Here is a 23,553-nt window from a genome sequence, read left to right on the forward strand (position 1 = left end):
GTACCATCCGCCACAAAACGGCGCAATGCCCCACCCGGCTCCAGGCTCGCCCGAGTCGGCCTGCGCCAGCAAAATGAATGGACGAGAGAGGACTTATGACGCATTACCTGGTCGTAACGGCCATCGGCACGGACAGGCCTGGCATAGTGAACGAAGTGACCCGCCACGTGAGTGGCTGCGGCTGCAACATAGTCGACAGCCGCCTTGGCATCTTCGGCAACGAATTTACCTTCATCATGTTGCTGTCGGGCGACTGGAACAGCCTGATGCAACTCGAGATAAGCCTGCCCCTGCGCAGCCAGGAGTGGGATCTCATCACCATGATGAAGCGCACCGAGCGCCATCACTCCCTGCAATACGACATCCACGCCAGCGCCGAGATCCTGATCCGCGACGAACCCGGCATCGTCAGCCAGTGCACCCAGTTCTTCAGCGACCATGGCTGGGACATCCAGGCCATGCAGACCCAGACCCGGGAGCAGGAGCCCTACAACCGCTTCAAGGCGAGTTTCCAGCTCAACCTGGCACGCGCCGGCGAAGTGACCGACTCCGAGGCTGCCTTTGCCGCCTTCTGCCAGGCGCTCGGCGCCGAGTCGTTCGAGTTCATCATTCACCGCAAGCACCCCTGAGGTGCCCCTACCCTGTCGTCAGCCTGCCCGAGGGCAGCCACCGAGGAGTCAAGATGTCTACCATTGAACCCATCCACCCCTTGTCCGCCGGCGCCAACGCGCCCGATTTCACCCTGCCGGATCAGGATGGCCAGCCGGTCAGCCTGAGCGGACTGCGCGGCAAGAAGGTGCTGATCTACTTCTATCCCAAGGCGATGACCCCGGGTTGCACCACCCAGGCCTGCGGCCTGCGGGACGTCAATGCCGAGCTGGCCGCCCTCAATGTGACCGTGCTCGCCATCAGCCCGGACCCGGCCAAGCGCCTGAAGAAGTTCGAGGAGCGCGACGGCCTCAATTTCCGCCTGCTGAGCGATGAGGATCACGCCGTGGCCGATGCGTTCGGGGTCTGGGGCCCGAAGAAGTTCATGGGCAAGGAGTACGACGGCATCCATCGCCTGAGCTTCCTCATCGACGAGACGGGCAAGGTTGCCCACCGTTTCGACAAGTTCAAGACCAGCGATCACCATCAGGTGGTGCTCGACTTCATCAAGGGCTGAGCCCGCCGGATCGGGCCTCATCCGGGATCAGACGCGAGGGGGCCGATGGCCCCCTCGCTCTTTGGCCAGGCCCGGCTCCTCACCCCCCGGCCCGTTTTTGCGCGCAACTCCCCTGCCAGATCAAAAAATCCATCTGATATCTGGGTTAACTTGGTGCCAGTTTCCTCTTGCAGCGAGAAGTCCCATGAATATGAGCCACACAGAGCGCCTCATCCTCAGCAACCAGTACGAGATCCTGGCCAAGCTCAACCCGGAAAAGGCGGCGTTTTACCAACGGGCCAGCACCATCATAGAGAAGGGTTACTGCCTGCAGATCCTCGAGCTGGAGAAGCACTTCGGCCATCTGGATCTCGCCACCTGCCAGGAGGTGCTCGGCACCCTGGAGCTGCACCATGCCCTGGCCATCTCCTGGGGCAACTTGGCCCCCGCCCATCAGGCCGAGGTCGCGGCCAGCCGGCTGCGCTTCAATGGTTACAGCCGCAGCCAGGAGGCCGCCCTGGCCGATTATGTCTGCTTCCTGCTGGAGGTCGACAAGCGCTTCCCCGAGCTGGACTGCCCCTGCGACGAGCTTTCGAGCGACATCGCCATGCGCGACAAATACCAGCGGATGCTGAGCGTCTGGCACCAGTGCCCGCGCCAGTACAAGCTCTCGGTCCAGGAGATCCGCAACATACTGGCGGCCTGATCCGGCCATAAGAAAAGGCGCCCCAAGGCGCCTTTTTCTCCCTTGCCGGGGCTATTCGTAGAGAAAGGATTTATCGAGCTGCTTGAAGGCGGCATTCAGGGTGTCGGCCAGCTCTTCGTATCTGGGCTGGGCCACCAGCTGACGGCGGCCTCCCTGCTCGTTCATCTTGCCGTTGATCTCCCGATACCAGTTCGCCAGGGAAGGAGGCAGCCGGGTCTCGGCACGCTGGCCGAGCCAGTAGTAACCCTGCAGCGGCAGACTGAGCAGAAACAGCACGCTGGTCATCACCGAAGGCCAGTAGTGATCCTGACCCAGCTGAAACTGCAACATGATGCTGAGCACGGCCAGGGCCGGGATCACCTTGAGGGCGAACTCGGTGGCCCGGATGATACGGTTTTCAGGAAACAGTGGATTGAGCTCGGGACGGCGTGGCCAAATCGTCATATAATGTCGGCCTTGCTGTAACTTAGTTCCAAAAGACGTCATGCTCATACTGCCTCCGAGCCAATTTTGACCGCGCCAAGTGGCAAAACCGCGTAAAAATTTGATGGAATGTAACAAAGGTTTAGGATGACTTTGTTATTTTTCAACAATGAGGTTATCCTTTGTACGCCCATTTTTACCGCCGATGGCCCCTCCGGGCCCCATCGGAAGGCGTCAGGATGTCGGGCCTTGTATCACTATACAAGGGGCAAGCAACAGATTGCCAACCCTCATCAGGATAAGTTGAAGATATTGGGCGCCCTCGCGTCCGTGCAGTCCTCCTACACAACCCAATCTGCGATAGGATTTATTCATGAGTAAGCTGGTTCTTGTACTTAACTGTGGCAGCTCTTCCCTGAAGTTCGCCGTGATCGATGCCACCACAGGCGATGACCTGCTGTCCGGTCTGGCAGAGTGCTTCGGCCTCGACGACGCCCGTATCAAGTGGAAGCTCAACGGCGAGAAAGGCAATGCCGATCTGGGTGCCGGTGCCGCTCACCAGGAAGCGCTGGACTACATCGTCAACAAGATCCTGCCCCTGAATCCGGCCCTGGCCGAAAACCTGATCGCCATCGGTCACCGCGTGGTACACGGCGGTGAGAAGTTCACCTCCTCCGTGGTCATCACCGACGAAGTGGTCAAGGGCATCGAAGATTGCGCCACCCTGGCCCCCCTGCACAACCCGGCTCACCTGATCGGCATCCGCGCCGCACTCAAGGTGTTCCCGCAGCTGGCCGACAAGAACGTGGCCGTGTTCGACACCGCCTTCCACCAGACCATGCCCCAGGAAGCCTTCCTGTACGCCCTGCCGTACAAGCTCTACAAAGAGAACGGCATCCGTCGCTACGGCATGCACGGCACCAGCCACTACTTCATCAGCCTGGAAGCGGCCAAGCAGCTGAACAAGCCGGTTTCCGAGCTGAACATCATCAACTGCCACCTGGGCAACGGCGGCTCCGTCTGCGCCATCAAGAACGGCCAGTCCGTCGACACCTCCATGGGCCTGACCCCCCTGGAAGGCCTGGTGATGGGCACCCGTTGCGGTGATATCGATCCGGCCATCATCTTCCACCTGCATGACAATCTGGGCATGAGCGTTGCCGAGATCAACACCATGCTGACCAAGGAGTCCGGCCTGCAGGGTCTGACCGAAGTCACCTCCGACTGCCGTTTCGTCGAAGACAACTACGACAGCAAGGAAGAAGCCAAGCGTGCCATGGATGTTTACTGCTATCGCCTGGCCAAGTACATCGGCGCCTACGCCGCCGCCATGGACGGTCGTCTGGATGCCGTGGTCTTCACCGGTGGCATCGGTGAGAACTCGGCCCCGATCCGTGAGATGGCCCTGAACAAGCTGGGTCTGCTGGGCTTTGACATCGACCACGATGCCAACCTGGCCGCCCGCTTCGGCAAGGGTGGCGTGATCTCCAAGGCCGGTACCACCAAGGCCCTGGTGATCCCGACCAACGAAGAGTGGGTGATTGCCCACGACGCGCTGGACCTCGTCGGCGCCTGATCCGCAGTAACGTGAGGCCGCCCCAGGGCGGCCTTTTCCTGATCCCAAAAAATGAACAAGGGGTATTAAGTGGCACGCACTATTATGCTTATCCCGGTTGGCACCGATGTCGGTGTGACCTCAGTGAGCCTTGGCGTTGTTCGCGCGATGGAACGTCATGGCGTCAACGTCAGCTTCTTCAAACCGATTGCCCAGCCGCGTCCGGGCGAGATGGGTGCCGAGCGCTCCACCGCCGTGATCCGCGCCGCCGCCAACATCAACCCGCCCGAGCCCTTCGCCCTCTCCTACGCCGAGAACATGATCTCCACCAGCAACACCGACATCCTGCTGGAAGAGATTGTGGCTCGCTTCGAGGAGCACGTGAAGGCCAGCGGCGCCGAAGTGGTGGTGGTCGAGGGCATGGTCCCCACCGACAAGCAGCCGTTCGCCAACAAGCTGAACTATGACGTCGCCAAGGCCCTGGATGCCGACATAGTGTTCGTCACCCACCCGGGTCATGACTCCAGCCAGAAGCTCAAAGAGCGCATCGAGCTGGCCTGCTCCAACTTCGGTAGCGTCAACAACCCGCGCATCGTCGGCTGCGTCATCAACAAGGTCGGCGCCCCGGTTGACGAGCACGGCGTGACCCGCCCCGATCTGACCGAGATGTTCGAGGCTCATCACCACACCACGGATGCCGCCCACAACCTGGAAGTGCTGCAGGTGTTCGGCAAGAGCCCGCTGCGCATCCTGGGCTGCATCCCCTGGAACACCCAGCTGATCGCGCCGCGCGCCAAGGATCTCGCCAAGCACCTGGCCGCCAAGATCCTGCACAAGGGCGAGCTGGACAGCCGTCGCCTGCAGACCGTGACCTTCTGCGCCCGCTCCATCCACAACATGATCGAGCACTTCCGTCCGGGCAGCCTGCTGGTCACCTCGGGCGATCGTTCCGACGTCATCGTCTCCGCCTGCCTGTCCGCCATGAACGGCGTCAAGCTGGGCGCCCTGCTTCTGACCGGCAACTATCATCCGGAACCCCAGGTGATGGCCCTGTGCCAGCAAGCCATGGCCACCGGCCTGCCGATCATGATCACCGGCACCAACACCTGGCAGACCGCCGTCAGCCTGCAGAACTTCAACGTCGACATCCCGGAAGATGACCGCGAGCGGATCGAGCTGGTGCAGGACTATGTGGCCGGCCACATCGACAAGCACTGGATCGAGTCCCTCTCTGCCAAGTCCACCCGCTCCCGTCGCCTGAGCCCGCCTGCGTTCCGTTATCAGCTGACCGAGCTGGCCCGCCAGGCCAACAAGCGCGTCGTGCTGCCGGAAGGGGAAGAGCCGCGCACCATCAAGGCGGCCGCCATCTGTGCCGAACGTGGCATCGCCCGTCCGGTGCTGCTGGGCAACCCGGAGGAGATCCGCCGCGTCGCCGAACAGCAGGGTGTGGTGCTGACCGACCGCGTCGAGATCATCGATCCGGTGGCCGTGCGCGAGCGTTACGTGGCCCGTCTGGTCGAGCTGCGCAAGAACAAGGGCATGACCGAAGTGGTCGCCCGCGAACAGCTGGAAGACAACGTGGTGCTGGGCACCATGATGCTGGAACGCGGCGAAGTGGACGGTCTGGTTTCCGGCGCCGTGCACACCACCGCCAACACCATTCGTCCGCCGATGCAGATCATCAAGACTGCCCCGGGTTCTTCCCTGATCTCCTCCATCTTCTTCATGCTGCTGCCGGATCAGGTGCTGGTATACGGTGACTGCGCCATCAACCCGGATCCGAGCGCCGAACAGCTGGCCGAGATCGCCATCCAGTCCGCCGACTCCGCTGCCGCCTTCGGCATCGAGCCGCGCGTCGCCATGATCTCCTACTCCACCGGTACCTCTGGCGCCGGCGCGGACGTAGAAAAAGTGCGCGAAGCGACCGAACTGGCCAAGGCCAAGCGCCCCGACCTCATCATCGACGGCCCGCTGCAGTACGACGCGGCCATCATGGAGAACGTGGCCAAGTCCAAGGCACCGAACTCACCGGTCGCGGGTAAAGCCACCGTGTTCGTGTTCCCGGATCTGAACACCGGCAACACCACCTACAAGGCGGTACAGCGCTCCGCCGAGCTGGTCTCCATCGGTCCCATGCTGCAAGGCATGCGCAAGCCGGTCAACGACCTCTCCCGTGGCGCCCTGGTGGACGACATCGTCTACACCATCGCCCTGACCGGTATCCAGGCAGCCCAGGCCGAGTAATTTCGCCGACCGCTGACCTTGTGAAAAACCCGCCTTTCGGCGTAATGCCAGTCAGTTAAGGCTGACTGGCATTGTTTTTATTGGCTTTTTTCACACTGTACTTCTGTGGTCTTGGCTTCACGCAGCGAGGGTAACTTCGCTCTCTTCGTGCCGGCAGCACAAACTGCCCCGCCTGCTTCTCCAGCTCCGCCACCCGCCCCGGGATATTCCCCGGTGACACATACGGCATGCAGCTCAGTTCATGGATGAGGTACACCGACGCCATGTGAAAACTCAGCTGACTCGCCGTGTATCCCTTCAGGCTCGCCGCCATCTTCACCATCTGGCTACGCAGCAGGTTATAGGCCAGCAGCACGCCCCACAGCTCTTGCCGTATCCCCGCCGCCTTCTTGCTGCGCAGGGTCAGTCGGTGCTGCTGCAGGCTGTGTTTCATCTCCCGATACCCCAGCTCGATTTCCCAGCGATGGCCATACAGCTCCACGATGTCAGCCCCCGGAAAGCGCATCGGGTCAACCATCGAGGTCAGCACTTGTCGCTCTTTGCCGTTGATGCTGCGGGTCAGCAAGCGAGCTTCCACCGTGTCCGGCAGTTGCGGCCACTTTTTGCGTGCCTGTGGACTGGTCTTGAGCTGCACCAGCGCATCCTGGCGCCCCAGCTTGCGTACCACCTCGTATTGGGTGCCCTTCTTGAGCGGCAGCAGCCAGTGCCGCTCACTGCCGGTGGTGTGCCAGGCGTGGAGCAGGCCAAGGGAGTAGAAGCCTTTGTCGAACAGGGTCAGCGAGTGGTCCGGTGTGCGCTCGATGAGCTGCTCGGCCAGCACCATCTCGTTGACGGCGCAACTCTCCATCACGGCCTGAACCAGCAGATGGCTGGTCAGCTCCATTTGACAGAGCATGCGCACCTGGGGATAGGCGGTCTCGCCATGCTGGGTGCCGGGCTTGGCAAAGGCGGCGGCATTGTCCGGGGTATCGGGGGTGCGCCACATCACGCCATCGACGGCGAGCAGTTGCAGCCCGGCCCAACCGGGGTGATTGGCCTGCTGGTGCCAACCTGTGGCAGTCTCGTGAAACAGCCGCTCAATGCTCTTGTGGCCAAGCTTTTGGCGAGCTTGCAGGAAGGCGCTGGGGGCGACGAAGGGGCGGTCACCGGGCAGCAGGATATCGAGCTGATTGACCAGTTGGGTCATGGGGACGTTGCGGAAGATGGCCATGCCGATGATGGCCCAGACCAGGCGCTCCATGGGCATGCGGCGACGGCGCAGAGTGGCGACGCCCTCTTCGCCGAGCAGGGAGGTGATGAGCGCGGGGGGAATGAGGTCAGAGAGTGACTCAAACTGGGCCATATTGCTGGCGTGGAGGAAGTCGAGAGCCTGTTCGATACGCATAAAGAATCCGAAACCAAATCAATAGGTTTCGGATTTTTACACATCAGGAGGATCGGTCAATGGATCCTTAACTGATCGGCATTACGCCTTTCGGCGGGTTTTTTTGTACCTCGGCGGCCGATGTTGATCCCCGAGATCAAATCCGGATCCCCTCGGTTCGGCCGTCACCACCCCGGCACGGCGACCGGCCTGGGGCAACGCCAGAGCGAACACTCACATTCGCGCCAGGGGATTGCGCAATTGCACCCCAGTCGGGATCAGATGAAAATAGTCGTTTAAGATCAGCCAACTAACGCTAGAAACACCGCTAATCTACAGACTTTTCCACAGCTTTTGTGGATAGTTTCCGGATCATTTGAAAGAAAACAACAGATGCAGATGGTGCCGCAGGGATCGGCCTCTCTCGGTCTCATGGCTTGTTCATCCCTTGCCGACTCACTAGAGTAGAGCCAGACATGGAGGGGACGAGATGAAGATTCTAATCACGGGCGGGACAGGGTTCATCGGTCGCAAGCTGGTGGCGCACCTCAAGGTGCAGCATCAGGTCGTGGTCCTGAGCCGCCAGGGCAGCCAGGCCTATCAGTTGCTGGGTCACGATGTGCAGGTGCTCGACTCCCTGGACCGGCTCGACGATCTCAACGACATAGATGCCGTGATCAACCTCGCCGGGGAACCCATCGCCCAGGGGCGCTGGAACCGGGCCCGCAAGCAGCAGCTGTGCGACAGCCGCTGGCTGCTGACCGAGCAGCTGGTCGATCTCATCAAGCTCTCCAGCCATCCCCCCAGAGTGCTGCTCAGCGCCTCCGCCATCGGCTGGTACGGCCGCCAGGATGACAAGCCCCTGGATGAGGGGTGCGACCACCCCAGCCAGGAATTTACCCACCAGCTCTGCCACCGTTGGGAGTCCCTGGCCCTGGCGGCCAGCAGCGAGCAGACCCGGGTCTGCATACTGCGCATCGGCCTGGTGCTGGGGCTGGATGGCGGCGCCCTGCCCAGGATGCTGCCCCCCTATAAGGTCGGGTTCGGCGGCCCCATGGGGGAAGGGGGGCAGGTGGTCTCCTGGATCCACATCCAGGATCTGGTGCGGGCCTGGCTCTATCTGCTCGAACATGAGGAGTGCCGCGGCATCTATAACGGCACGGCCCCGACCCCGGTGAGCAATCGGGAGTTCAGCCAGCAGCTGGCCAGGGCACTCAAGCGTCCCCATCTGCTGCGCATTCCCGCCTGGGCCCTGCGGCTCATGATGGGCGAGGCCGCCGATCTGGTGCTGACCGGGCAGAGGGTGCTGCCCAGGCGCCTGCAGGAGGCGGGTTTTCACTTCACCTTCCCGGCCCTGCCCCAGGCCTTCGTCAATCTGCTGGAACGCCCCCAGCCCAGCAAGTAGCCCAGCCGCCCGATAAAAAAAGCGCCTCCCCGGGGGGGAAGCGCTCTGTGTCATGGCGAAATGCCTGCGGGCAGCCAGGCCGCTTGTCCCTAGAGCAGGCCCTGGCCCAGACCCCGCAGTCGATCGCTCAGGGTGCCGGCCAGCAGCTGGCGCTGCATCCCCTGCCCGGCCAGGGTGACCAGCAGGGCACCAAGGGCCGGCAGCCCCAGCCAGATGAACCAGTGGAACTGCCACTGCCCCTCGAACCAGGCCAGTTGCAGGCCCAGACTCGCCAGCTCCACCACGGCCGCGCCGCACAAGCCCGCCAGCAGGCCGGTCGCCACCAGCTCCCAGCGCAGCATCCGCTGCAGCAGCTGGCTGCCGGCCCCCAGGGTGCGCATCAGCAACAGCTCGCGGCGGCGGCTCGCCATGCTGGCCTGGGTCTGGGTCAGCAGCACCAGCAGGGCCGCCACCGTCACCAGCCCCAGCATCAGGGCCAGGGCGCGGCTCACCTGCTGGGAGACCTGGCTCAGGCGGGCGATGAGATCATCCACATCGATGAGGGAGACGGTGGGGTATTGGCGGATGAGCGCCACCTCCGCCGCCTTGCCTTCGGCCGGCAGGCGGTAGCTGCCGAGCCAGGTGTGCGAGAAATCGGCCAGCAGATCCGGGGAGAAGATCATGTAGAAGTTGGGGCGCATGTTGTCCCACTTGATGTGGCGCAAACTGGTGACGCGCGCCTCGAACTCCCGCCCCTCGATGTTGAATCCCAGGGTGTCCCCCAGCTTGATGTCCAGCCTCTCGGCCACCTCGTCATCCACCGACACCTCCCCCTTGCCCGCGAGCCAGCGCCCCTGGGTGATGCGGTTGTCGGCAGGCAGCTGCGCCGTGCTGGTGAAGTTCAGCTCCCGATCGATCCCCTCCCGGCCGTTGGGGCCCACCGCCTCGCCGGCGATACTGCTCAGGCGCCCGCGCACCATGGGGTAGAAGTCCGAGGTCACCGCCCCCGCCTCGCCGAGGGCGGCGAGGATGGGAAGGCGCTCCTCGCTGGCGATGTTGACCAGGAAGCGGTTCGGCGCGTCCGCCGGCAGGCGGGCGGAGAACTCGTCCAGCAGATCGACCCGGGCCGCCCAGAGCAGGCCAAACAGCATGAGCGCCAGGGCAAAGCCCGCCAGCTGGAACAACCCGGCCCCCCGTTCCCGGGAGAGATGGGCCAGGGCCAGGCGCAGGGCATGGGGCCCCTTGAGACGGCTGCCCAGCTTGAGCAACCCGGCCGCCATCAGCGCCAGCAGCAGCATCAACAGCCCCATGCCGGCCACCAGCCCCAGGGCCAGCCCCCAGTCAGCGGTGAAGCCCCACACTAGGCCAAACAGCCCCAGCAGGCCGACCGGCAGCGCCAGCCAGGTCGGCACGCTGGCGGAGAGCTCCCGGCGCAGCACCCGCAGTGGCGGCACCTTGAGCAGGCGCAGGAAGGGGATGAAGGCGAGCAGCAGGGTGATGAAGAGCGCGACCGCCAGCCCCAGGGCGAAGGGGCGCCAGGAGGGGGGCGGCAGATCCGGCGGCAGCAGGTTGCCAAGGAGTTGCAGGGTGAGCCACTGCATCAGGCTGCCGGCGGCCAGGCCCAGCAGGGCCCCCACCAGGGTGAGGCTGAGCAGCAGTGTGCCCATCAGCCGCCACAAACTGCCCCTGGAGGCGCCGAGCGTCTTGAGCAGGGCCACCATGCTGGTCTGACGTTCGGCAAAATGCCGCACGGCGATCCCCATGGCCAGGGCGCCGAGCAGCACCCCGGCCAGGGAGGCGAGGCGGAAGAAACGTTCGGCATTGGCCAGGGAGCGGCCGACCTGGGAGCCCTGATCATCCGGGGTCACCCACTTCTGGCCCGCCACCAGCTTGGGTTTGATCCAGGCTTCGAAGCGGCCTATGTCGGCCCGCTCCCCCTGGAACAGATAACGCCACTGCTGGCGGCTGGCAGGCAGCAGGGCACCGGTCGCCTCTATGTCATCGCTGTGGATCAGCGCCCTGGGGGCCAGCAGGAAGGGGCTGAAGCCCTGATCCGGCTCCCGGCCGAGCAGGCCTGCCACCTTGAGATGGGTGTTGCCCACCTCCAGCACCTCCCCTGTGCTGGCACCCAGCAGCTGCATCAGCCGGGCCGACAGCCAGATTTCCCCGGGCCTGGGGGCGCGCTGGGGTTCCAGCTCCAGCTTGCCGTAGAAGGGAAAGCCGTCGGGTACCGCGCGGATGGAGGCGAGCTGAAAGGCGTCGCCGTGAAACAGCATGCTGTTGAAGCTGACGGTGGCCTGCACCGCCACCTTCTCCTGCTGCGCCCGCGCCAGCCAGGCTGGATCCAGGGCCCGCCCCGTGCCGATGGCCCGATCCGCCCCGATAAAATCGCGGCCCGAGGCCTTGAGGCCTGCATCCAGCCGATCCGCCACCAGGGCCACGCTCAGCACACAGGCGACACAGAGCGCCAGCGCCAGCACGAACCAGCGCAACTCGCCGCTGGCCCCTTCCCGGCGCAGCAATCGCAGCGCCAATCGTACATGGGTCATTCTTGCTCCCTATCGAACGGGCATGCCTGCCACCCCGGGTGTGTCATCCCACGTCAGCGAACGGAGGCCGGGCTCGGCTGCACCCGGGCATCCACCCCGGCGTCATCTTGCAAGCGGCCGCCGGCCATGGTCAGCTGACGCTGACAGCGCTGGGCCAGGGCCAGATCGTGCGTGACCACCACCAGGGTGGTGCCATGGCGGCGATTGAGATCGAACAAGAGTTCGATGACGGTCTCGCCTGTCTTGCTGTCGAGGTTGCCGGTCGGCTCGTCCGCCAGCAGCAGACTGGGCCGGGTCATGAAGGCACGGGCGATGGCGACCCGCTGCTGTTCACCGCCGGACAGGCGGGGCGGCAGGTGATCCACTCTCTCTTTCAGGCCCACCGCCGCCAGCAGCTCACGGGCCCTGGGCTCGCAATCCTGCTCGCCCCGCAGCTCGGCGGGCAGCATGACGTTCTCCAGGGCGCTCAGGGTCGGCAGCAGCAGAAAGGATTGGAACACGAAGCCGATATGGTCGGCCCGCAGCCGGGCACGCCCCTCCTCATCGAGCTCGCCGAGGGAGTGGCCCTGGATGCGGATCTCGCCGCTGCTCGGCAAGTCCAGCCCGGCCAGGAGGCCGAGCAGGGTCGACTTGCCCGAGCCTGAGGCCCCGACCAGAGCCAGGGTCTCCCCCGCCTTGACTTGCAGCGAGATCCCCTCAAGGATGGTCAGGTTGTCACTGCCGAGGCGCACCGACTTGCCGAGGTTATTAATCGAAATGATGGGAGTTGAAGTCATGGCGCGTATCCTGTTCGCCTTAATGTGGATGATGGCAACCGCTTCATTGCAGGCGCAGACCCTGCTGGTGCTGGGCGACAGCCTGAGCGCCGGTTACCAGATGCCGGCCGACCAGAGCTGGCCTGCCCTGCTCGGGCAGCAGTGGCAGGAGGCGGGCGGACAGCACCGGCTGATCAATGCCAGCATCAGCGGTGAAACCACTCAGGGGGCCCTCACCAGACTGCCCGTCTTGCTCGAGGAGCACAAGCCGGACTGGTTGCTGATCGAGCTGGGGGGCAACGATGGCCTGCGGGGTTTCCCCCCTGCCCTCACCCGCCAAAACCTGGCGAAGATGCTGGCAATGGCCGAACGGCAAGGGATCCGCACCATACTGACCCAGATCCAGCTGCCCCCCAACTATGGAGCCCGCTACCTGCGCCAGTTCGAGCAGATCTTCCCTGAGCTGGCCGCCGAGAAGGCGCGACCGCTGCTGCCCTTCTTCCTCGATGATATTGTCACCCGCCCTGAACTCATGCTGAATGATGGCATCCACCCCAAGGCCGAGGCGCAGCCGCTGATCCGCGACAAGGTCGCCCGCTTCGTCGAGCCCCTGCTGAGCCAGTGATGGCATCCTGCCAATGAACAGAGGGCCGGCGCAGGCCGACCCTCTGTTCGTCAATCTGTCTTGCTCCTCAGCCCAGCAACTGGCGCAGCCGCTCCTGTGCCACCCCCACCAGCAGGTCTGGCTGGAACTTGGAGATGAAGCGATCGCAGCCCACCTTCTTGACCATGGCCTCGTTGAAGTTGCCGCTCAGGGAGGTATTGAGGGTGATGAAGAGATCCCCCATGCGCGGATCGCTGCGCACCTCGTGGGTGAGCCGATAGCCATCCATCTCGGGCATCTCGGCATCGGTGATCATCAGCAATAGCTCGTCGGTCACCCTCTTGCCTTCATCGCACCAGCGTTTGAGCAGCGTCAGGGCCTGCAGGCCATCCTGGCATTCGATCACCTCGAGCCCGAGCTGGGCCAGGGTGTCACGGATGAGGTTGCGTGCCGTGCTGGAGTCATCGACGATCAGCACCTTGCGCCCCGCCATCTGCGGCAGCAGTGCCCTGTCCAGCACGGACTCAGAGATGCGGATGTCGTAGGTGATGATCTCCGCCAGCACCTTCTCCACGTCGATGATCTCGACGATCTGCTCGCTCTCCCCCTCCCGCAACCGGGTGATGGCGGTGAGATAGTTGGCGCGCCCGGCCGAGCGGGGCGGCGGCAGTATGTCCTTCCAGGTCATGTTGACTATGTTGGCCACCTGGCCGACCAGGAAGCCCTGTATGGTGCGGTTGTACTCTGTGATGATGAGGTTGGCCTCCCCTTCCTCCCCCCGACCCCGCATACCGATGGCGCTGCGCAGGTCGATGACGGGAATGGAGACTCCGCGGATGTTGGCCACGCCACTGATGTTGTGGTGGGACCCCGGCATCTTGTTCAGGCGGGGCAGTTTCACCACCTCCCGCACCTTGAACACATTGATGGCAAACAGCTGGCGGGAGCCGAGTCGAAACAGCAACAGCTCCAGGCGATTCTCCCCTACCAGCTGGGTACGTTGATCCACTGAATCCAATATGCTCGCCATGACTCCCCTTTCTCCCTATCAGAATGCTGGCCCAGTATAGGGACTCGCCGATCCCGCTACCATGGCTCTTGCTATGTTATGTCGGCCGGCCCATGGATTTTCTTGATAAAAAAAACGGGGCCAGGGGCCCCGTTTGCGTCGTCAATGCCCGTCTAAACCGCTGCAGACCCGCTGCCATCGCCCGCTCTGGGCTCGCAGCTGACACAGCGGTCGGGACAACTCAGTAGTTGCAGACCAGCTTCCAGCTGCCGTCGCCCGCCTTGGGCTCGCTGCTGGTCCACCAGTTGGCCTGCCACACCGCCTTGCCGTTGGTCATGCGATCGTTGCCACTGGCGTGATCCCCCCGCGGCCAGCTCGGGTAGGCCGGATAGGCCGCCGGATCCACGCTCTGGCTGGCGCAGCTGGTGCCACCGCTGCCGCCGTCACCGCCACTGCTGCCCCCCAGCACCGCCTCGGCCAGGGCCGGGAAGTCGGACTTCAGGCCTATGGTCTGGCTGCCGGCAACCAGGCGCATGCCGCTCGGCACGCCGGCGGCCGGCAGGTAGTAGGTCATGGCCACTTCCACCTCGGTGCCCGGCGCCCAGGCCTTCCAGCCCGGCAGCGTCAGGGCCACCTTGTGGAAGTCCTTCTCATTGGCGATGCCGTCGGAGTTCTGGTTGCCGCCGCTCTCCACCACCGCCAATCCCATGCCGCTCTGGTCGGTGATGGTGTCGGAGGTGGAGGTGGGCATCAGGAACTCGATGCGGGTACCGCCCGGTATGGTCTGGGTCGAGTTGTTCGTCAGCTTGAGAGTCGGGTTGATGGGGTAGTTGGAATCCCCTTCCTTGAAGCCCGAGAGGCTGACGCCGATGTCGAGCTGAGCGGCCGGGGCCGGCAGATCGTTCTGCTGCAAGTTGGCCTTGCTCGCCGTGGCGAACTTGTCATACGCCAGGCTGGTGAGGGTGCGGCCCATCACGTACTCGTTCTTGGCGGGATCAAAATCATAGTCCCCCGCCATCTCCCAGAACATGACGCCCCCCAGGCCGCGCTTGATGATGTAGTCCAGCTTGTGACCCATGGACTCCTCATCTTCGGTGGAGAGGAACACCTTCTTCTGCTCGTTCCACAGCCAGGGCGAGTGGGCCTTGTCGTCGTAGTAACGCACGTACTGACCCTGCATCACATCGGCCGGGTTGTTGGCATCCAGCCCCCAGGCCGCGCCATAGCTCGGCATGCTGGTGATGCCGAGGCTGGCCGCGTGCTCCAGGTTCTTGGCGTGCCACATGGGCACGGCGCCGCCGCCGATCTCGTTGCCGTTCTTGTCAAGATCATGCCAGATGTTGTCGATGCCGACCGCACCATTGCCGCAGGGAATGGTGCTGCCACCGGTGCCCGGCTGGCAGTCGCTCTGGCTCGGCAGCGCCGCCTTGCCACCCAGGCCGTGGGTGCCACCGCTGACCCCCTGCCAGCCACGGGTGTAATAGGGCACCCCTATGTTGATCTTGCCCGCCGCCATGGCGCCGCGGAAATAGTGGGCCGCCCAGGCGGAGTTCAGGTAGCCGATGGCACCGAACTGGGCCTGGTTGTAGACGCCCCACTGGGCCAGCTCGGGGTCCGCCTTGTTGTCGAACAGGGCGGCGTTGTGGCCGACGAAGTGGTTCCAGGCACCGTGGAAGTCGTAGGTCATCAGGTTGACGTAGTCCAGGTACTGGGTGACCTGGAAGTTCTCCATGCCGCGCAGCAGGTAGGCCGACGCCGGCGAGGCGATGGTCAGCATGTACTTGCGACCATCCTCGCTGCCGGCGCTGTCGAGCCGCTCGCGCAGTGTCTTCATCAGCACTTCATAGTTCGCAAACAGCTTGCCGCGGCACTGGTTGGAGAGCGGGAAGTCGTTGGGGTTGCCCGCATCCTTCATGGAGGTGGGGTACTCGTAGTCGATATCCACCCCATCGAAGCCGTACTGGCGGATGAAGCCCACCGCCGAGTCGGCGAAGGCGTTGATGCCGGCAGTGTTGACCGAACAGTCGCCCTTGGTGGTGGCGGTGTAGAAGCCACGGGTATCGGCCCAGCCCCCCACGGAGATCAGGGTCTTCACGTCCGGATACTGCTTCTTGTACTTCGACAGCAGGTTGAAGTGGCCCTGGTAGGCGAACTCGGGATCCATTTCGGCGCCCGGCACCCCGTCCCAGGTCAGCTTGGTGGCGGCATCATCCACCTTGATGGTGTGACTCTGTTCGTCCACCGCCGCGAAGGCGTAGTTGATGTGGGTGATCTTGTCCCAGGGGATGTCGCCCACCAGGTAGGAGGGCAGCCCGTTCTTGCCGGTCCGCCAGGAGGTGAAGTAACCGATGACGCGGCGGCCATGGTCATCCCCCATGCACTCGCTGCCGTCGGCGCGGTAGATCTGGCGCACGTCGCAGGAGAGATTGCCGCCGGAGGGCGGCAGGGCGGCCTCTTCGACGCTGACCGACACGGGAGCCGACTCGCCGGACAGGCTCTGGCTGTCCACGGCAACCAGGGTCAGGGCGGCACTGCCCTTGGTTTGCGGGGTCCAGCCCAGCTGCCAGGGAGCACAGCTGTCTTCAGATACCTTCTTGCCATCGACATAGAGCTCGACCTTGGCCACATCGTCGTTGGCATCGGTGACATTGCCGGTCACGGTGACGGCGCGGCCCAGGGTCAGTTTGGCCCCGGCGGCGGGGCTGGCGATGCTGACCCGAGGCGCCTCGGGGGCGACCACGGCGGTCACGGTCACGGCGGCCTGGGCTTCATCCAGGCTGTTGCCATCCTTGTCCAGGGCGCGGGCCGTGACCTGATGAGGGCCGACGCCGCTGGCGGACCAGCTGGCGGACCAGGGGGCGGCCGTGGCCACGGCGACCTGGCTGCCATCCACCAGGTAGACCACCTGGGCGACCGCTGTGTTGCCACCGGTCAGGGTCACGGCCAGGGCCAGTTCGGCCCCTTCGCTCACCGAGCTGCCGGCGGCGGGGGAAGAGAGGGCGAGCTCAAGCAGCTCGGGTCCGGGCGGGTTGGGGTCCTGAGACAGGGCCCAGGCATCGGTCCAGACGGCACCAACCCCGGGCTCGTAGTGATAAGGGGAAGCCCCGCACCAGCCGGAATAAGGGAATGCCTTGCACTCGTAGAGGTTGCCGACGTTGCTGACGATGTCGCCAGCCTGATAGGCGGTACCGGCCTGATAGGCGGGATAGGCGGCCTGCGCCCAGGCGGGGGCGGCCGCAAGGGCGACCAGCATGGCGAGCCTGCTGGGCCTCAAGATCTGTTGCATATTGTTATCTTCCTTGTTTTGTCTTGGCGTTAAGACCGGGAAAGCGCAATCGCAACAGGGAGGTAAAAGGGAACGACAACAGGCCTTGGACGGGGCCACATACCCTCATGTCACCCCGGGAAACCCCGCTGTCTGGCCCAATGGGGCAGATCGGAGGCTTTGCGTCCCGGCATCACTGCCGGTTTGCCCTTTACCTGGGTTCCGTGAGGAACGGCTCGAGTATAGAAAGCCCGACGCAAATGCTCAATCTTCATTCACAAAGAGAAATATGTTTGCCCGGTCATGAGGAAACCGGCGAACGGCTGCGATCGTGTCGCCAACGCCTGGCACATGACCACAATGTCAGCCTGCCGCCGCAAATTTGTCGCCATCATGAAGCAAGGGGTGATGACGCGAAACTGTGAACCACCTCATGGCGCCATATGAATTTGGTGCTTGATGGGAGTGTGCCGGCGAGCGCCGGATGCAGGATAAGGCAAAACATGGCGTGGCGCCGACGCACCCATGACAAAAAGGCCACCGCGATAACGGTGGCCTTTTTGCTTCTCGTGACGAGAATTTGGTGGAGCTACGCGGGATCGAACCGCGGACCTCTTGCATGCCATGCAAGCGCTCTCCCAGCTGAGCTATAACCCCAAGTTGTGGCGAATCAAGGTCAAGACCTTCACTCTGAATTTGGTGGAGCTACGCGGGATCGAACCGCGGACCTCTTGCATGCCATGCAAGCGCTCTCCCAGCTGAGCTATAGCCCCAAATTCTTTCTTCATTAGACAACCGGTTCTGGCGGCAGGTTGCCCTCACTCTGGCATTCAAATAGTGGTGGAGCTACGCGGGATCGAACCGCGGACCTCTTGCATGCCATGCAAGCGCTCTCCCAGCTGAGCTATAACCCCACAAAGGTCGGCCTGGGTGATACACACCGCACTGCCCTGGGTACTTCATCTTCAATCAGGAACCTGGTGGAGCTACGCGGGATCGAACCGCGGACCTCTTGCATGCCATGCAAGCGCTCTCCCAGCTGAGCTATAACCCCTTTGATTCCAGATTGTTCGAGGAGAATTTGGTGGAGCTACGCGGGATCGAACCGCGGACCTCTTGCATGCCATGCAAGCGCTCTCCCAGCTGAGCTATAACCCCAACTCACCTCGGCGCTACCAAAGTTATCTCTGGCAACGGAGGCGCATGATAGGCATCGACCGCTTTGCTGTCAACCCAAAAATAACCCCCGTTGAAGCGTTTAGTCAAAATTCAGACAGTTAGCTGTTTTTACCGCCAATCTCGTCGCTATGTCGCTGTTTTACGTCGCAAATCCGCTTGAGGCCAAAATGCAAAGGGCCCCCGTCAGGGAGCCCTTTTTCAAGCAATGGCAGGGGCTTATTCGGCCGCCATGCGCGCTTCGATATAGGCCAGGGCGTGATCGATGCGAGCCAGCACCCGCTCCTTGCCCACCAGCGCCATCACGGCGTCGATGGCCGGGGATTGACCCAGACCGGTGACGGCGACGCGCAGCGGCATGCCGACCTTGCCCATGCCCTGACCCAGCTCGGCGGCAGTGGCTTCAATCAGCTCGTGCAGCGCTTCCGTGGTCCAGGTCTCCAGCGCCGCCAGCTTGGCCTTGGCCAGAGTCAGCGGCTCGGCCGCGACGCCGCGCAGGTGTTTCTTGGCGGCCGCTTCGTCGATGGCCTCAAAATCTTCGAACAGGTAGCGGCTCTGGGCGGCCATCTCTACCAGGGTGTTGCAGCGCTCGGCCAGCAGGGTGACCACCGCAGGCAACGCCGGGCCCTTGCTGGTGTCGATCTGCTGGTTTTCCATGTGCCATTCCAGATGCTTGGCCACATAGGCCGGATCCAGGCTGCGCATGTAGTGGTTGTTCAGCCACAACAGCTTGTCGGTGTTGAAGGCGGAGGCAGACTTGGAGATGGCATCCAGGCTGAACAGCTTGATCATCTCGTCCAGGCTGAAGATCTCCTGATCGCCGTGGGACCAGCCCAGACGCACCAGGTAGTTCAGCAGGGCTTCCGGCAGGTAGCCGTCGTCCCGGTACTGCATGACGGAGACGGCGCCGTGGCGCTTGGAGAGCTTGGCTCCGTCGTCACCCAGGATCATGGAGACGTGGGCAAACTCCGGCACAGGCGCGTTCAGCGCCTTGTAGATGTTGATCTGGCGCGGGGTGTTGTTGATGTGGTCTTCACCACGCACCACGTGGGTGATCGCCATGTCCCAGTCGTCCACCACCACGCAGAAGTTGTAGGTGGGCGCGCCGTCGGTGCGGCGGATGATGAGATCGTCGAGCTCGGTGTTGGCGAACTCGATGCGGCCGCGGACGTGGTCATCGAACACCACTGAGCCTTCGGTGGGGTTGCGAAAACGAATGACGTGGAGCGCATCGGCCGGGTGATCGTGGGCACCATCGCGGCACTTGCCGTCATAGCGGGGCTTCTCGCCGCTCGCCATCTGGCCTTCGCGCAGCGCCTCCAGACGCTCCTTGGAGCAGTAGCACTTGTAGGCGCGGCCATCGGCCAGCATCTCGTCGATGAGGCCGTTGTATCGGTCGAAGCGCTTGGTCTGGTAGTAGGGGCCCTCATCCCAGTTCAGCTCCAGCCATTCCATGCCCTCAATGATGGCGTCGATCGCCTCCTGAGTGGAACGTTCCAGGTCGGTATCCTCGATACGCAGCACGAACTCGCCGCCCTGGCTTTTCGCGTAGAGCCAGGAGTAGAGCGCGGTACGGGCACCGCCGACGTGCAGGAAACCGGTCGGGCTGGGAGCAAAACGGGTTTTGACTTTCATCTTTAAGCCTTGTGTAGAGGGCCTTGGGCCAATGCGTTAGAAAAACCGCCGCATTTTAGCACCGACAATGACGGATGGGAAAACCCGCACATCCGGCACGGCCAGCGCCGGATGGCAAAAAACCCTGGGATAGGGCCTTGCCATGCCCCTTCCCCTCCCGGACATGAGGGGGATCGCAAAAATCACTGGCATTTTCGGCTCTACTTGCAACAAAGGCTGGAGATTTCATCTACCAAGCCGATATTTCAACCAACTTAACGCTAAGACAAGGAAGGCATGATGCAGTTTCGCTCTATCGCACACCGCATCCTGGTGATGACCGGGATTGCCATGACCACGGCCCTGGTGATCCTGATCCTGCAGACCCAGTATTCTGGCCGCCAGACCCAGCAACTGACCGTCGACTCCAGCCGCGCCGCCTTGCAGGAGGAGGCGTGGCAGAAGGTGGGGGCCGAGGCCCGCGCCGAGGCAGCCGCCATCACCCAGTTGCTGCAAAAGGGGCTCTCCTATGCCCAGCAGCTGGCCAGCGTCCTGGCCCTGCAACAGGAGGGCAAGCTGCCCCTGGATCGCCAGCAGGTCAATGAGCTGCTCAAGGCCCAGCTTGGCCTGGAGCCCCAGATCTATGGCGCCTTCGCGGGCTTCGAGCCCGACGGCTTCGACGGCCAGGATGCCGCCTTCGCCGGCCAGAGCGCCCTTGGCAGCGACGACAAGGGGCGCTTCGTCCCCTACTTCTATCGGGACGGCGCCAGCATAGGCTCGGATCTGCTGCTCTCCATCGAAAAGGGCGAACCCGATGAGTTCGGCAATCCCGCCAACGACTACTATGCCTGCCCCAGGCAACAGGGCCAGGCCTGCCTCATCGACCCCTTCAAGGTGGACATCAACGGCCAGCAGGTGCTGGTGAGCACCATCACCAGCCCCATCCTGGTGGGCGGCCAGTTCAAGGGCATTGCCGCCCTGGATCTGGCGGTGGATGCCATCAACCAGCAAGCCAGGCGACTCAACGACAACATCTATGACGGCAAGGGAGAGACCCTGATCATCAGTGCCGCCGGCGTCATCACCGGCACCAGCGGCGATGCCAGCCTGCTCGGCACGCGCGCCGACATCCTGCTCGGCGAAGGGTGGTCGCAATACCTGACACCCGAGCTGCAGCGCCAGGAGCTGGATGGCGCATTTCGCATCTCTGTGCCCATCGCTGTACCCGGCATGGCCCGCAACTGGGCCATCATAGTCACCCTGCCCTATCAGGTGGTGCTGGCGGGGGCGGATCGGCTGGAGGCCCGGCTCAACGAGATGAACCGGGCCGCCATGAGCCAGCAGCTCATCGGTGCCCTCATCGTGCTGGGGCTGGCCCTGCTCGCCATGCTGGTGATCGCCCGCACCATCACGGGCCCCATCCGCCAGATGGTCAACCTGGTGGATGACATCGCCGATGGGGAGGGGGATCTCACCAAGCGGCTCGAGGTGAACTCGGCGGACGAGCTGGGCGCACTGGCCCGCGGCATCAACCGCTTCATCGACAAGTTGCAGGGGCTGCTCGGGGACGTGCAGAAAACCGCGAGCGAGGTCCATCGCCACGCCGGGGATACCGACCGCATCGCGGGGCAGACGGATCGCAACCTGCAATCCCATCAGGCCGAAATGGAACAGATGCTGACCGCGGTGCAGGAGATGTCTTACGTCAGCCAGGAGGTGGCCACCCATGCCAACAACACCGCCGACTCCGCCAAACAGGCCCAGGGGGCGGCGGACGAGGGCAAGGCGCGCTTCCAGCAGGTGATCGCGTCGATGCACAAGGTGGCGACCGAGGCGGGCAAGGGAGCCGAGGTGGTGGAGGGGCTGGCCCACGACAGCGAGCAGATCACCAGCATACTCGCCGTCATTCAGGGGATCGCCGATCAGACCAACCTGCTGGCCCTCAACGCCGCCATCGAGGCGGCCCGGGCCGGCGAGCAGGGCCGCGGCTTCGCGGTGGTGGCCGACGAGGTGCGTCAGCTGGCCCGCAATACCCAGCAGGCGGTGCAGAGCACCCAGGACCTGATCGAGAAGATACGTCACAGTTCGACCAATGCCGTCGGCGCCATCACCCTGAGCCAGCAGTTGACGCAGCAAGCGGTGAGCGAGGCGGATCTGGCGGAGGCGGCCCTCGCCAGCATCTTCCAGGCCATCGCCACCATCAACGACATGACCTACCAGATAGCCTCCGCCGCCGAGGAGCAGAGCTCGGTCGCCGAGACGGTGTCTGGCAACCTGGCCAAGACCAACATGCTGGCAAACGACATCGCCAGGGACGCAACCGATACCGCCCAGGCCAGCCAGGCCCTGCGCCAGGGGGCTGAGCGATTGCAGCACCTGCTGGGGCAATTCCGCTTGCGCTGATAAATTTCCTGCCAGGGGCTCTCCCCCTCGGGGGCGAGTCCGTTTACCATAGGCGCCTGATTTGCCTGATGGCAGGCAATTGTAGTGAGAGGTAACTGCCGTGCCCACCCCGGATCGTCGCCCCCGTGGCCATAACAGACGAGCACAGCGTCATAGAGACGAGTCACAAGGATCCCTGCTTGAACGCATCAATGCAGCCACCCTGCCCCTGCGCCAGCAACTGGGTCAGACCCTGGCGCGGCTGAAAAACAGGGAGGTCCCCAAGGTCAGGGCGAGTGAGGGCCGCCAGTGGCAAAGTCCCCTGCCCCGCAAACATGGCATCGCCCTGCTGATCCTGATCCCCCTCTGGCTGATCTTGCTGGCCTGGGAACCCGCCCCCGGCGCACCGCAATCGGCCCCCTCGGGTTCCCTGAGCGTGCCCATCGCCATCCCGGCCCAGGGCCAGGGCGAGCTGCGCCAGCCCGAGACTGGCGCCGTGGCCGCGCCGGAACCCGAGCCGGTGAACGGCAAGTGGCTCAACCACAAGGTCGCGGCGGGTGAGACTCTCTTCTCCCTCTTCCGCCAGTTCCAGCTGCCCGGGGTCGAGCTCAGTCGGCTCATCGCCATCGAGGGGCCGGACAGGCCCCTGACCCGGATGCAGACCGGCAAGAGCGTCAACATACTGATCGGGGATGACAGGCGCATTCAACGCGTCGAGATCCGGGACGACTTCCAGGTGCTCTATCGCTACGATCGCCAAGGGGAGGGCTTCGCCCTCAAGGAGTGATCCCCCAGAGGGATCCCATAGAGATAAAGGAGGCGTCATGCCTCCTTTTTCATGGCGGCGTCCCATGGGCAACGGCTTGATCAGCCAATAGTTTTACCTTGCTCAAAGATTGAATGGTCGATGTTTGACAAGGATCGGCGCTCACGTACAATCGTTTTGCTTTTAACAGGGACCGTTGAGTAGGACTGAGACACATCAGCAGGTCAGTCATGGCTCTCCCTGTCTTTTAGGCAAACCCTGCCTGTACCAGGCGTTAGTTTCATTTTGCAATAGATAGGACTTACACATGTCTGACATTCGCACCGGCCAAGTCAAATGGTTCAACGAAACCAAGGGTTTTGGCTTCATCGAGCAAGCTCAGGGACCGGACGTTTTCGTTCACTTCTCCTCCATCCAGAGCACGGGTTTCAAGACCCTGGCCGAAGGCCAGAAGGTTCAGTTCACCGTGACTCAGGGTCAGAAAGGCCCGCAGGCTGAGAACGTCACCCTTCTCTAAGCCGCCGCCTTGCTAGGAGGAGTCCTCTCCTCCTATTTGCCCGCTCTATTTGCCTCCCGCTGCTCGCCAGCCCCCCCTTTGCGATCCGCCGCGTCAA

The 23,553-nt window shown here is 63.4% G+C and carries 17 protein-coding genes, 5 tRNA genes and 1 riboswitch; of the genes, 10 read left to right on the forward strand and 12 right to left on the reverse strand.

Features of this window, described 5'->3' with window-relative positions; genetic code table 11:
• Positions 1-95 precede the first annotated feature (95 nt).
• The 3 genes from ACLHZ1_RS07035 (at position 96) to ACLHZ1_RS07045 (ending at position 1,850) form a co-directional block, all read left to right on the forward strand.
• Positions 96-629 (forward strand): glycine cleavage system protein R, encoded by a 534-nt coding sequence (locus tag ACLHZ1_RS07035; protein WP_427261517.1) that lies wholly within the window; start codon positions 96-98, stop codon positions 627-629.
• A 71-nt stretch (positions 630-700) separates the two neighbouring features.
• On the forward strand, positions 701-1,165 hold the full coding sequence (gene bcp / locus ACLHZ1_RS07040; protein ID WP_427261547.1) for a thioredoxin-dependent thiol peroxidase: 465 nt from the start codon (positions 701-703) through the stop codon (positions 1,163-1,165).
• 184 nt (positions 1,166-1,349) lie between these two features.
• The gene (locus ACLHZ1_RS07045) at positions 1,350-1,850 is read left to right on the forward strand and encodes a YfbU family protein (protein ID WP_427261518.1); all 501 of its coding nucleotides are present in this window, start codon (positions 1,350-1,352) and stop codon (positions 1,848-1,850) included.
• Between the two features lie 51 nt (positions 1,851-1,901).
• Here the strand turns inward: ACLHZ1_RS07045 and yfbV are convergent, their stop codons facing one another.
• Positions 1,902-2,342 (reverse strand): terminus macrodomain insulation protein YfbV, encoded by a 441-nt coding sequence (gene yfbV, locus ACLHZ1_RS07050; protein ID WP_111873473.1) that lies wholly within the window; start codon positions 2,340-2,342, stop codon positions 1,902-1,904.
• Between the two features lie 304 nt (positions 2,343-2,646).
• Between yfbV and ACLHZ1_RS07055 the strand changes: the two genes are divergently transcribed.
• Together ACLHZ1_RS07055 and pta are read left to right on the forward strand one after the other, a co-directional pair.
• The gene (locus ACLHZ1_RS07055) at positions 2,647-3,849 is read left to right on the forward strand and encodes an acetate kinase (protein ID WP_041998369.1); all 1,203 of its coding nucleotides are present in this window, start codon (positions 2,647-2,649) and stop codon (positions 3,847-3,849) included.
• 69 nt (positions 3,850-3,918) lie between these two features.
• Positions 3,919-6,072 (forward strand): phosphate acetyltransferase, encoded by a 2,154-nt coding sequence (pta, locus tag ACLHZ1_RS07060; protein ID WP_427261519.1) that lies wholly within the window; start codon positions 3,919-3,921, stop codon positions 6,070-6,072.
• 55 nt (positions 6,073-6,127) lie between these two features.
• Here the strand turns inward: pta and ACLHZ1_RS07065 are convergent, their stop codons facing one another.
• The gene (locus tag ACLHZ1_RS07065) at positions 6,128-7,456 is read right to left on the reverse strand and encodes an IS4 family transposase (RefSeq protein WP_427261520.1); all 1,329 of its coding nucleotides are present in this window, start codon (positions 7,454-7,456) and stop codon (positions 6,128-6,130) included.
• A 469-nt stretch (positions 7,457-7,925) separates the two neighbouring features.
• Between ACLHZ1_RS07065 and ACLHZ1_RS07070 the strand changes: the two genes are divergently transcribed.
• A complete protein-coding gene (locus tag ACLHZ1_RS07070) occupies positions 7,926-8,840 on the forward strand; it encodes a TIGR01777 family oxidoreductase (RefSeq protein ID WP_427261521.1) in 915 nt (304 codons plus the stop codon).
• Positions 8,841-8,929: 89 nt separating this feature from the next.
• Here the strand turns inward: ACLHZ1_RS07070 and ACLHZ1_RS07075 are convergent, their stop codons facing one another.
• Together ACLHZ1_RS07075 and ACLHZ1_RS07080 are read right to left on the reverse strand one after the other, a co-directional pair.
• Positions 8,930-11,368 carry an ABC transporter permease gene (locus tag ACLHZ1_RS07075; RefSeq protein WP_427261522.1) on the reverse strand — a complete coding sequence of 813 codons (2,439 nt, stop codon included), beginning with the start codon at positions 11,366-11,368 and terminating at the stop codon, positions 8,930-8,932.
• Positions 11,369-11,421: 53 nt separating this feature from the next.
• Complete coding sequence (locus ACLHZ1_RS07080) at positions 11,422-12,144, reverse strand: ABC transporter ATP-binding protein (protein ID WP_427261523.1); 723 nt, start codon at positions 12,142-12,144, stop codon at positions 11,422-11,424.
• Between ACLHZ1_RS07080 and ACLHZ1_RS07085 the strand changes: the two genes are divergently transcribed.
• The gene (locus tag ACLHZ1_RS07085; protein ID WP_408797322.1) at positions 12,143-12,748 is read left to right on the forward strand and encodes an arylesterase; all 606 of its coding nucleotides are present in this window, start codon (positions 12,143-12,145) and stop codon (positions 12,746-12,748) included. The genes ACLHZ1_RS07080 and ACLHZ1_RS07085 overlap by 2 nt on opposite strands.
• A 67-nt stretch (positions 12,749-12,815) precedes the next feature.
• Here ACLHZ1_RS07085 and ACLHZ1_RS07090 read toward each other — a convergent pair whose 3' ends face one another.
• The 8 genes from ACLHZ1_RS07090 to gltX all read right to left on the reverse strand — a co-directional run bounded on the left by ACLHZ1_RS07090 (position 12,816) and on the right by gltX (position 19,812).
• A complete protein-coding gene (locus ACLHZ1_RS07090; protein WP_427261524.1) occupies positions 12,816-13,757 on the reverse strand; it encodes a chemotaxis protein CheV in 942 nt (313 codons plus the stop codon).
• 220 nt (positions 13,758-13,977) lie between these two features.
• The gene (locus ACLHZ1_RS07095) at positions 13,978-17,022 is read right to left on the reverse strand and encodes a glycosyl hydrolase family 18 protein (protein WP_427261525.1); all 3,045 of its coding nucleotides are present in this window, start codon (positions 17,020-17,022) and stop codon (positions 13,978-13,980) included.
• A gap of 115 nt (positions 17,023-17,137) precedes the next feature.
• Positions 17,138-17,220: riboswitch (cyclic di-GMP riboswitch) on the reverse strand.
• 362 nt (positions 17,221-17,582) lie between these two features.
• Positions 17,583-17,658: transfer RNA gene (locus tag ACLHZ1_RS07100), tRNA-Ala, on the reverse strand.
• Positions 17,659-17,698: 40 nt separating this feature from the next.
• Positions 17,699-17,774, reverse strand: a tRNA-Ala gene (locus ACLHZ1_RS07105).
• A gap of 65 nt (positions 17,775-17,839) precedes the next feature.
• Positions 17,840-17,915: transfer RNA gene (locus ACLHZ1_RS07110), tRNA-Ala, on the reverse strand.
• 64 nt (positions 17,916-17,979) lie between these two features.
• Positions 17,980-18,055 (reverse strand) — tRNA-Ala (locus ACLHZ1_RS07115).
• A 28-nt stretch (positions 18,056-18,083) separates the two neighbouring features.
• Positions 18,084-18,159 (reverse strand) — tRNA-Ala (locus ACLHZ1_RS07120).
• Positions 18,160-18,396: 237 nt separating this feature from the next.
• Positions 18,397-19,812: a glutamate--tRNA ligase gene (gene gltX / locus ACLHZ1_RS07125; protein ID WP_427261526.1), complete on the reverse strand. Its 1,416-nt coding sequence runs from the start codon at positions 19,810-19,812 to the stop codon at positions 18,397-18,399.
• A 279-nt stretch (positions 19,813-20,091) separates the two neighbouring features.
• On the opposite strand from gltX, the gene ACLHZ1_RS07130 reads away from it, so the two are divergent.
• From ACLHZ1_RS07130 to ACLHZ1_RS07140, 3 genes are all read left to right on the forward strand, one after another.
• Positions 20,092-22,194 carry a methyl-accepting chemotaxis protein gene (locus tag ACLHZ1_RS07130; protein ID WP_427261527.1) on the forward strand — a complete coding sequence of 701 codons (2,103 nt, stop codon included), beginning with the start codon at positions 20,092-20,094 and terminating at the stop codon, positions 22,192-22,194.
• Between the two features lie 100 nt (positions 22,195-22,294).
• Positions 22,295-22,960 (forward strand): LysM-like peptidoglycan-binding domain-containing protein, encoded by a 666-nt coding sequence (locus ACLHZ1_RS07135; protein ID WP_427261528.1) that lies wholly within the window; start codon positions 22,295-22,297, stop codon positions 22,958-22,960.
• A gap of 286 nt (positions 22,961-23,246) precedes the next feature.
• Complete coding sequence (locus tag ACLHZ1_RS07140; RefSeq protein WP_041998347.1) at positions 23,247-23,456, forward strand: cold-shock protein; 210 nt, start codon at positions 23,247-23,249, stop codon at positions 23,454-23,456.
• Positions 23,457-23,553 lie beyond the last annotated feature (97 nt).

Source organism: Aeromonas sobria (assembly GCF_050266975.1).
GTDB classification, from domain to species: Bacteria; Pseudomonadota; Gammaproteobacteria; order Enterobacterales; family Aeromonadaceae; genus Aeromonas; species Aeromonas sobria_B.